Annotated in this window: 10 protein-coding genes; 5 read left to right on the top strand and 5 right to left on the bottom strand. The window is 69.0% G+C overall.

All coding sequences use genetic code 11. From position 1 onward, the window contains the following. On the bottom strand, nt 1-314 hold a 314-nt coding region (locus tag ABZ749_RS23720), incomplete at its 3' end, for a DUF6357 family protein (RefSeq protein ID WP_357231257.1). Nucleotides 315-318: 4 nt separating this feature from the next. Next, nucleotides 319-972, bottom strand: a complete 654-nt coding sequence (locus ABZ749_RS23715) for a hypothetical protein (RefSeq protein ID WP_357231254.1) — start codon at nt 970-972, stop codon at nt 319-321. Between the two features lie 140 nt (nt 973-1,112). Here ABZ749_RS23715 and ABZ749_RS23710 point away from each other — a divergent pair, with 140 nt between their 5' ends. Beyond that, nucleotides 1,113-1,460: a GlsB/YeaQ/YmgE family stress response membrane protein gene (locus ABZ749_RS23710; protein ID WP_357231251.1), complete on the top strand. Its 348-nt coding sequence runs from the start codon at nt 1,113-1,115 to the stop codon at nt 1,458-1,460. Nucleotides 1,461-1,535: 75 nt separating this feature from the next. Here the strand turns inward: ABZ749_RS23710 and ABZ749_RS23705 are convergent, their stop codons facing one another. Then, on the bottom strand, nt 1,536-2,279 hold the full coding sequence (locus ABZ749_RS23705; RefSeq protein ID WP_357231248.1) for a TetR/AcrR family transcriptional regulator: 744 nt from the start codon (nt 2,277-2,279) through the stop codon (nt 1,536-1,538). Between the two features lie 78 nt (nt 2,280-2,357). On the opposite strand from ABZ749_RS23705, the gene ABZ749_RS23700 reads away from it, so the two are divergent. Then, complete coding sequence (locus ABZ749_RS23700; RefSeq protein ID WP_357231245.1) at nt 2,358-3,602, top strand: DUF418 domain-containing protein; 1,245 nt, start codon at nt 2,358-2,360, stop codon at nt 3,600-3,602. Between the two features lie 198 nt (nt 3,603-3,800). Here the strand turns inward: ABZ749_RS23700 and ABZ749_RS23695 are convergent, their stop codons facing one another. After that, a complete protein-coding gene (locus tag ABZ749_RS23695; RefSeq protein WP_357231242.1) occupies nt 3,801-4,334 on the bottom strand; it encodes an RICIN domain-containing protein in 534 nt (177 codons plus the stop codon). Nucleotides 4,335-4,443: 109 nt separating this feature from the next. Beyond that, nucleotides 4,444-5,520, bottom strand: coding sequence for a glycoside hydrolase family 43 protein (locus ABZ749_RS23690; protein WP_357231239.1), 1,077 nt, complete (start codon nt 5,518-5,520; stop codon nt 4,444-4,446). Nucleotides 5,521-5,653: 133 nt separating this feature from the next. Between ABZ749_RS23690 and ABZ749_RS23685 the strand changes: the two genes are divergently transcribed. The 3 genes from ABZ749_RS23685 to ABZ749_RS23675 all read left to right on the top strand — a co-directional run bounded on the left by ABZ749_RS23685 (nt 5,654) and on the right by ABZ749_RS23675 (nt 8,017). Further along, the gene (locus ABZ749_RS23685) at nt 5,654-5,986 is read left to right on the top strand and encodes a hypothetical protein (RefSeq protein ID WP_357231236.1); all 333 of its coding nucleotides are present in this window, start codon (nt 5,654-5,656) and stop codon (nt 5,984-5,986) included. 188 nt (nt 5,987-6,174) lie between these two features. Beyond that, nucleotides 6,175-6,759 (top strand): winged helix-turn-helix domain-containing protein, encoded by a 585-nt coding sequence (locus ABZ749_RS23680; protein ID WP_357231233.1) that lies wholly within the window; start codon nt 6,175-6,177, stop codon nt 6,757-6,759. A 1-nt stretch (nt 6,760) separates the two neighbouring features. Next, on the top strand, nt 6,761-8,017 hold the full coding sequence (locus tag ABZ749_RS23675; RefSeq protein ID WP_357231230.1) for an MFS transporter: 1,257 nt from the start codon (nt 6,761-6,763) through the stop codon (nt 8,015-8,017).

Here is an 8,017-nt window from a genome sequence, read left to right as displayed (position 1 = left end):
CGCCGAAACAGCGCGTCGACGTCTGCGGGCGGGGAGAGCAGGATCGGGTCCAGGAGTGCGACGGCGGCGTTTTCGTCGAGCTGGCCCCGGGTCCCGGCGGCCTGGCACAGCGGTAGGACCGCACTCCACAGCAGCAGGTGTCGGGCCAGGTCTTCCCGGATCACCGCGAAGTGAGCTTCGGAGATCGGGATCGTGAACGTGCGGGGCTCGTGGTTGGCGTCGGCTCCGGCGCCGAGCATCAGCTTCAGCTCGCCGTCCTCGCGGATGACGGTCGGGATCCAGCCACTGCTACGCGTGAAGACGATGTCTCTCATCTCGTCACGACCACTGTTCAGATTGGGCGTCGAGGCGTGGGTCGGAGCGCACCCAGACTTCGCCCCCGGCGGCCCCGGCCGGGGCGTCGACCCGTTCGAGACCGAGGAACTCGATCAACCGGAGCAATTCGGCTCGGTCGGCCCGATCATCGTCGATGTCCTGCGAGTCGAAGAAGATGTAGTAGCTGTCGGTCGGGTCGACGTAGCCGGAATCCGCCCAGATCCGGCCCACTTCGTCGATCGCCGCTGCCTCCGTCGTGATCGTGGCGGCGCGTGCGGCACCGCGCGCCTCCGGTGACGCGTCGAGGTCGGAGAGGTCGGCAAGCCACTGGCCGAAGTGGTCGAGGCCGGCATATCCGTTCTCGAAGAACAGCATCGCGCTCGGCAGGTAGCGGTTGGGCCTGTCGACCCGGAGGTGTTCCGACCGAGGATGGTCCGCCTCCGTGATCCGGGAGATCACCCCCAGGCTGGGCATGAGCACCAGGCGCTGCCTCGCCGGCTCGTCGGTGATGGTGTACGTGTCAGACTCTCGGCCCCGGAAGAACGCGGAGAACGCCACGTACGCCTCCTGCGGGTCGCCCACCGAGACGTGTTGATCGTCGCCGTCACCGCCAGCGAAGACGAACTGCTTCGGGCCGGGCTTGTAGGGGCGGGCCATGAGTTTCCTTCGTTCAGGGGTGAAAGCTCCGCCAGAGTAGTGGGTCAGGGTGACATGCCCGCAGCCCTGATCGGGGCGGGGTTTCCGGCAACGTGAGATCCGGGCATGTATCTCGGCACTGCTGGAGGGGAGAAACAGCAATGCTGGTAAGTGATTATCTCGGCGCGGTGCTCATCGGCGCCCTCGTCGGCCTGCTCGGACGACTCATCCTGCCGGGGAGGCAGCGGATCGGCATCTTCGCCACGTTCGTCATCGGCGTCGGCTCGGCGGTGCTGGGCACAGTGGTCGCCAGGGCGCTCAACATCGACGACGGGGCCAACGTGCAGGTGTGGGTGCTGCGCTGGGACTGGGTCGTGCTCGCGATCCAGGTCGGCCTCGCGATCATCGCCGTGGCGCTGGCGAACATGCTCACCTTCACCCGGCTGGCGGGCGGCGACGACACGCCTCGTCGGCGGGTCCGTCGCAGCAAGGCCAAGCGGGAATCCTGATCGGCGGCAGCGTCGGTCGGGCGTACGGCGGCCAGCGGCGGGACGCGGCTGTGGACAGCGGCGAGCTGTCGACGCTCAGCGGGTGCGCCGCCCGATGGCCGCCTCGACGCCGTCGAGGATCAGGTTGAGGCCGAAGGCGAAGTCCTGCTCCTCTGGATCCTCGCCCGGTTCGCTCTCGAACGCGCCCGCCGCGAACAGTGGCGCGGCCTCGGGGAAGCGCTCCGGGTGGACGAGCGTGGCGAGGGCGAGGCCGTAGTTCTGCTCGACGTCCGACTGGCTGAGCCCGGTGCCGCTGCGGCCCGCCGCCATCTGCCGGCTCTGCAGGATCGCGTTGCGCACATAACCGCTGACGACGACGAGGATGCCTGCCTTCGTCCTTGGATCCAGACCACTGTCGTGCAGGACCCGCAGGAACGCGTCCATCCAGCCGATGGCGTTGGGCCCTCGGGGCGGGCCCGCGATCGGAACCTCCACGAGCCACGGGTGCTCGGCGTACCGGGTCCGGATCGCCGCTGCCCAGCGATGCACGCCGTCACGCCAGCCGTCCACGTCCAACCTGGGGGCGGACCCGGTGGCGTGGTCGGTCATCAGTTCGACGAGTTCCTCCTTCGAGCCCACGTGCCGATACAGCGACATCTTGGTGAAGCCGAGAGTCTGCGCGACCTTCTGCAGGGTCACCCCGTCCAGGCCCTCGTGGTCCGCCAGGTCCACCGCGGCACCGACGACCCGCTCGACGTCGAGTTCGGCGGGCCGGCCGCGGCGTGCGGACGTCGACAGTCGCCAGAGACGCGCCAGGTCGGCGGGCACGTCGTCGGCCATTGACGGCGCATTGTGTCCCATGGATAGTATCTCCCGTATATTAAATGCTGTCGTCGGGCCGGACGGAAGAAGAAGCATATGGACGTGTCAGCGGGCGCGTTGGGCGCCACGGCGAGCCGGTCGAGCGCCGGGCAGCGCCTCCACGACCTCGACGCGCTGCGGGGCTTCGCGCTGCTCGGGATCTTCGTCGTGAACATCACCTTCATGGCCTCCGGTTACCCGGGCAACCTGATCACGGACCCGGCGTTCTCGTCGGTCTTCGACGACGCGACGCGGTTCCTGTCCGCGGTGTTCGTCGACATGAAGTTCTACATCCTCTTCTCGTTCCTGTTCGGATACAGCTTCACGCTGCAGATGGAGGCGGCTGGGCGCGCGGGGGCCGCGTTCGGGCCGCGGATGCTGCGCCGGATCGCCGGCCTCTTCATCCTCGGCGCCCTGCACACCGCGCTCCTGTACGGCGGCGACATCCTGATGACCTACGCGGTGGTCTGCCTGATCCTGCTCGGGATGCGCCGGGTCCGCGACCGGACGGCGGTGCGCGTCGCAAGCGTGCTCTACGGGATCGTGCTGCTGAGCCTCCTGGCCAGCGGCCTCCTCGCGAACTCCTCCGCGTTCCTGCCGACCCGAGCCGAGGCACTGGCCAACGCCGAGAAGGCGACGGCCGCGATGCTCGGCGGATGGGGTGACGTCATTGGCCACCACCTCTCCGGGCTTCCCTTCCTGGTGCTCCAGTCCGCGACGTTCCAGGGGCCGACGGCGCTGGCGATGTTCCTGCTCGGCATGGTCGCCGGCCGACGGCGACTCCTCGCCGGCGTCACCGGTCACGAGCCGGTGCTGCGGCGGATCCAGTGGGTCGGCTTCCCCGTGGGGATCGCGGGCGGTCTGGTGTACGCGCTCGGCGGCGGCAACGGCCAGCCGCTGGCCGTGGGCGTGAGCGCGGCGACCGCGCCGCTGCTGACGGCTGCGTACGTGGCCACGCTGCTGCGGATGATGCACAGCCCGCGGTTCGGGTTCGTGCGGTCGGCCCTCGCACCGGCGGGGCGGATCGCACTCACCAACTACCTGGGGCAATCGCTGCTCGGGCTGCTCATCTTCAGCGGGATCGGGCTTGGCCTGGCCGGGAGCGTGTCGCCGGTGGGGACGACCGGGCTCGCACTCCTGATCTACGCGGTGCAGCTCGCGGTGAGCGCGTGGTGGCTGCGCCACTACCGGTACGGGCCGGCCGAGTGGGCGCTACGACGGGTGACGAACGGAAAGACGGCAGAGACCGATGTGATCTCCGGCCGCGATCGTGGCTCGGCGGCCTCAGCGGGCCGCCACTGAAATGCGGCGATGGGCAGGCTCCTCGCGCCGACACCCGCGCGCCGCCCACGATCCACTCGCCTTCACGGAAGTCGGGGTGTCCCGACTGCGGGGACACCCCGACTTCACGGAAACCGAGTCGATCTTTCGGCACACCGGCCGGAAACGCGGAACCGCGGCGGGACCCGGAGAGGTCCCGCCGCGGATGAAGAGCGTTGCTTACCAGAGGCCCCAGGTGAAGGCCTGGTTCTCCGACGTCGTGTAGCAGGTGAACTGCATCATGTCGGCACCGTTCAACCTCGAGTTGGCCTCCACCGCCATGCACTTGCCGGTGCCCCGGTTCTTGAGCTGGTAGTAGTCAGCGCTCCCGGAGGTGAAGAGCTTGATCGGTAGCCACTGGTCGTTGAGGCGGGCGTCGCCGCACACCTGCGTGGCGATCTTGGCCCGTTCGGTGGTCACCGCGCCGCGGACGGCCATGCACCTGCCGCCGTTGTTGAAGGAGATGCGGTAGTAGCCCGAGCTGGTCGTGGTGAAGGTCCAGTTGCGGTTCGGCCCGCCCTCGCACAGGTGCTGGTCGACCACGACGTTGAGCGCCGACGAGAAGGCCTCCGGCGACAGGCAGTAGTCGTTCGTGAAGGGCTGGATCACCCAAGGGCCGGAGGAGGCGGCCGCCGCCGGGCTGCCGGTGCCGACCAGCATCGCCGTGATCATGGTGAGCACCGCCATGAGGCCGGTCATCGTCTTGCGCTTCATCTAAAGCCCTTCGTCGTCCACAGTGGAGGGAGCCAAGGCTAGACGGTCACCATCGATGCACGCCAATCGGGACGGGACGGTCGGCGAAGGGCCGGGTCGTACGTCCGGATCACTCGAAGAACTTGATGCTGAACCCGGTGTCGGCCGTTGGGCCGGGCACGTTGGCGCGGCGGTAGGTGGTGTTGCCCCACCAGCAGAAGGTGCCGGTGTACCAGTAGCGGTTCGCCCAGGAGTACGCGGTGCCCTTGGGCACCCCGTGGTACATCAGCGGGAACCTCGGCCCGGCGGGTGGGCTCGTCGCGATGTCGCCGTTGAGCAGCACGAAGCTGTGGTGGCCAGGCCCGTTCACGTGCAGGGTGGGGTCCCAGCCGGCCATCATGGTGGCCCGGTTCGAGCCGAACAGGCACCCGTTCGACTTGTACCAGTCCCACACGTACGTCGGGTCGCCGCCGGCGCGCAGCCGAAGGTCGGCGAGGCAGTACTGGTCGCTCCAACTGCCGTTGGCCGAGTAGACGATGTGCAGCTGCCCGTTGGGGTCCCGGATCGCCTCGGGGGACTCGTTGATGAACGGGTTGCCGACGACGCGCTCCCAGCTTTCGCGAGGCTGGGAGATGACGTACCGACCGCCGGACGGGGTGAGCGGGTCGCTCATCCGGCTGAGGTAGATGTTCTGCTCGACGTTGGTGTCCCCGGCCCAACCGGACCAGACGAACCACCGCTGCCCGTTGAAGGTGAACAGGCTGCCGTCGATGGCCCACCTGCCGTCGGGCAGTGCGAGCTGCCGTTCGGCCGTGTAGCCGCTGGCCGGCGACGCCGAGTGGATCGCGTACATCCGGTGGGCGGCCCCGCGCCCGGCCGAGAAGTAGATGTAGTAGCGCCCGCCATCGGTGACGATCTCCGGGGCCCAGACCTCACCGAGGTTGCGGCTGTCCGTCCAGACCTGCCGCGCGGACGCGGCGGCCAGCGCGTCGGGGGAGGCTGCCTGCCGCACGGCGATCCCGCCGTTGACCGACTGGACGGAGATGTAGGTGCCACCGACGCGGATCACGCTCGGGTCGGCAGCGCGCAGGCCGGTCTGCCCGGCCGCCGCCGGCGCGACGCCGACCAGGGACAGGCCGGCGGCCAGCACAACGGCCAGCGGGATGGAGAGAAAACGCGGAAGGGTTCGGCTATCGACGTTCACCATCGGGACACCTCTCCTCGAACGGAGCTGGCGGTAACAATCGACAGCCCTAGATTAGGGCAAAGGGTGCCGCGCCACAGGTTTTCGCCAGCCGGCCTCGACCCTCGCGGACATGGGTGCGCTAGCGTCTGGCCTCATGGAACCCGTGGACGTGGTCCTGGCCGTCGTGTGCGCCGCGGCCAACCTGGCCATGGCCGCCGTGCTGCTCGTCAGAAGCCGCGGGGGCGTGGCCGCGCCCCGGATCTTCGGCCGCCAGCAGCCCCTGCCACGCCTGCGGGCCGCGATGCATGCCTGTCTGGGGCTGGGGCTGGGCGTCGGCATGCTCGTCAAGGGCGCCTTCCCGCCGGATTCCACCGGCGACGCCGTGGTGTTCCACATGGTGAGGATCTTGCTGGTGGCTGGCTTGGTCACCGCCCTGCTGAGCGCCTTCCGGTACCCGCGACCCCTCTCTGACAAGGCCGCCAGCTAGAAGGCGCTCCTCGCCACGCCGGCCAGCGACGCTACCGTCCTGCTGCTCGACTGCCAGTTTCCGCAGGTGCACAACGTCATCACCGAGGTGCATCGCGACGCGTCGCGGTACCTCTATACGAAAGATTTGTTGCGAAAGAGGACTGCCAGGAGGTATAACCGAAAGGAGTCTTTCGTTAAGGGGTGCTGATGGAGCCGAACGAGCCGGAGCGCCGGGTGCGCGTGCAGGACGCGACCAAGCTGCGCGCGCTCGCGCATCCGCTGCGCCTGCGGCTGCTGCGCTACCTGCTGGCCGCCGGCCCGAGAACCGCCGCGCAGTGCGCCGAGGCCCTGGACGACACCGGCGCGAACTGCAGCTACCACCTGCGTCAACTGGCCCGGCACGGCCTCATCGAGCGGGCCAACGCCGACGGGGCCAATCAGCGTGACCGACCGTGGCGCGCCGCCGCGACCGGGTTCGAATTTCTGCCGGATCCCGATGACGCCGAGGGCCGGCAGATCAACGACGCGCTTACCGCCCTGGGGGTCGACGAGGTGTTCCGGTCGTTGCAGCGCTACCAGCAGCAACAGCACAAGCTGACCGACGAGTGGCAGGAGAGCGCCACCTTCCACAACTACACGCTCGCGCTCACCCCGGAGGAGCTGCGGCACCTCACGCTGACCCTGGACGCCGTCATCCGGCCGTACCTGCGCCCGTTGCGCACCGCGCCCCCCAGCGGCGCCCGGCCGGTCAGTCTCAACCTGCAGGCGTACCCCACGCCCGAGTTGATCTGAGATGGTGGCGCTGCTGCGACACCGCAGCTTCGCCCTCGTCTGGGTTGCCGGGCTCTTCTCCAGCGTGGCGAGCTGGCTGCTGCTCACCGGGCTGCCGATCTACGTGTTCGGGGTGACCGGCTCGGCGCTCACCACCTCCGCCGTCTTCCTCGTCGAGCTGCTCTGCGGGATCACTGTGGGATCGTTCGCCGGTGCTCTCGCCGATCGTTTCGACAAGTTCCGGTTGATGAGCTGCGTCGCCGTGCTGCAGGCAGCGGTGGTGATCCCGCTGCTCGGTCAACCCGGCCACCATCTATGGATCATCTCGCTGGTAGCCGGCGCGCAGGCGGTGCTGACCCTGACGTTCGACTCCGCCCGCAACGCCGCGCTGCCACGCCTCGTCGAGCCCGCGCACCTGGTGCGCGCCAACAGCGTGGTGGCGCTCAACATCAGCGTCGGACGTCTCGTCGGAGGTTCGCTGGGTGGGTTCGCCATCACGCGCGACGGCACCCGCTACCTGGCCGTCGGCGCAGCCGTGGCCTTCGTGATCACGGCAGCACTGATCGCCGCCGCCCGCCGGGCCGCCCACCACACCACCGCGGATCCGGCGACCCCGGACCGTACGTCATCGTTCCTCACCGCGTGGCGACACGGCCTCACGGCGATGCTTCGCAACCGCGCCGTGCGGGTGACGATCGTGAGTGTGGCGTTGGGCGGCATCGCGCAGGGCCTGTTCGTGGTGCTCTTCGTGGTCTTCGTCAGCCGCGCCCTGCACGCCGACGGCACCCTGACCGGTGTGCTGCGCGGCGTCCAGGCGATCGGTGGGGTCGCGGGTGGGCTCATCGTCGGCATGCTTGGCGCCCGGTTCAGCCCTCGTCTGCTGATGAGCCTCGGGGCGACCACCTTCGCACTGATCAGCCTTGTCATCTGGAACGGGCCGGCGGTCACCCGCCAACCGGAGTGGTACATCGGGTTGTTCATCCTGGTCGGCGCGCCGGGCATCGCGTACGCCAGCGGGGCTTTCGCGCAGATCCAACAGAGCGTGCCCGACACCGAGTTGGGCCGGGCCTTCGGCGTCTACTACGCGATCTACAACGCGTCGCAGGGGCTGGGCATGGCCGCCGCCGGCCTGCTTGGTGACGTGCTCAGCGTCGTACTCGTGCTCAACGTGCAGGCTCTGCTGTACCTGGCCTCCGGTGCGGTCGCCTACGTGGGCCTACGGTTCGCACGGCAGCAACGCGCGGCAGTACGGCGGCGCGCCACAGTGGACATTGGTTAG

The sequence above is a fragment of the Micromonospora sp. NPDC047753 genome, from assembly GCF_040642735.1.
Lineage (GTDB): Bacteria > Actinomycetota > Actinomycetes > Mycobacteriales > Micromonosporaceae > Micromonospora.
The sequence above is the reverse complement of the archived record's forward strand: the minus strand, read 5'-3'. Positions and strand labels throughout refer to the sequence as shown.

Coding starts and splice junctions, on each gene's coding strand:
- ABZ749_RS23715 (WP_357231254.1), bottom strand. CDS start 972: ATGGCCCGCCCCTACAAGCCCGGCCCGAAGCAGTTCGTCTTCGCTGGC.
- ABZ749_RS23710 (WP_357231251.1), top strand. CDS start 1,113: ATGCTGGTAAGTGATTATCTCGGCGCGGTGCTCATCGGCGCCCTCGTC.
- ABZ749_RS23705 (WP_357231248.1), bottom strand. CDS start 2,279: ATGGCCGACGACGTGCCCGCCGACCTGGCGCGTCTCTGGCGACTGTCG.
- ABZ749_RS23700 (WP_357231245.1), top strand. CDS start 2,358: ATGGACGTGTCAGCGGGCGCGTTGGGCGCCACGGCGAGCCGGTCGAGC.
- ABZ749_RS23695 (WP_357231242.1), bottom strand. CDS start 4,334: ATGAAGCGCAAGACGATGACCGGCCTCATGGCGGTGCTCACCATGATC.
- ABZ749_RS23690 (WP_357231239.1), bottom strand. CDS start 5,520: ATGGTGAACGTCGATAGCCGAACCCTTCCGCGTTTTCTCTCCATCCCG.
- ABZ749_RS23685 (WP_357231236.1), top strand. CDS start 5,654: ATGGAACCCGTGGACGTGGTCCTGGCCGTCGTGTGCGCCGCGGCCAAC.
- ABZ749_RS23680 (WP_357231233.1), top strand. CDS start 6,175: ATGGAGCCGAACGAGCCGGAGCGCCGGGTGCGCGTGCAGGACGCGACC.
- ABZ749_RS23675 (WP_357231230.1), top strand. CDS start 6,761: ATGGTGGCGCTGCTGCGACACCGCAGCTTCGCCCTCGTCTGGGTTGCC.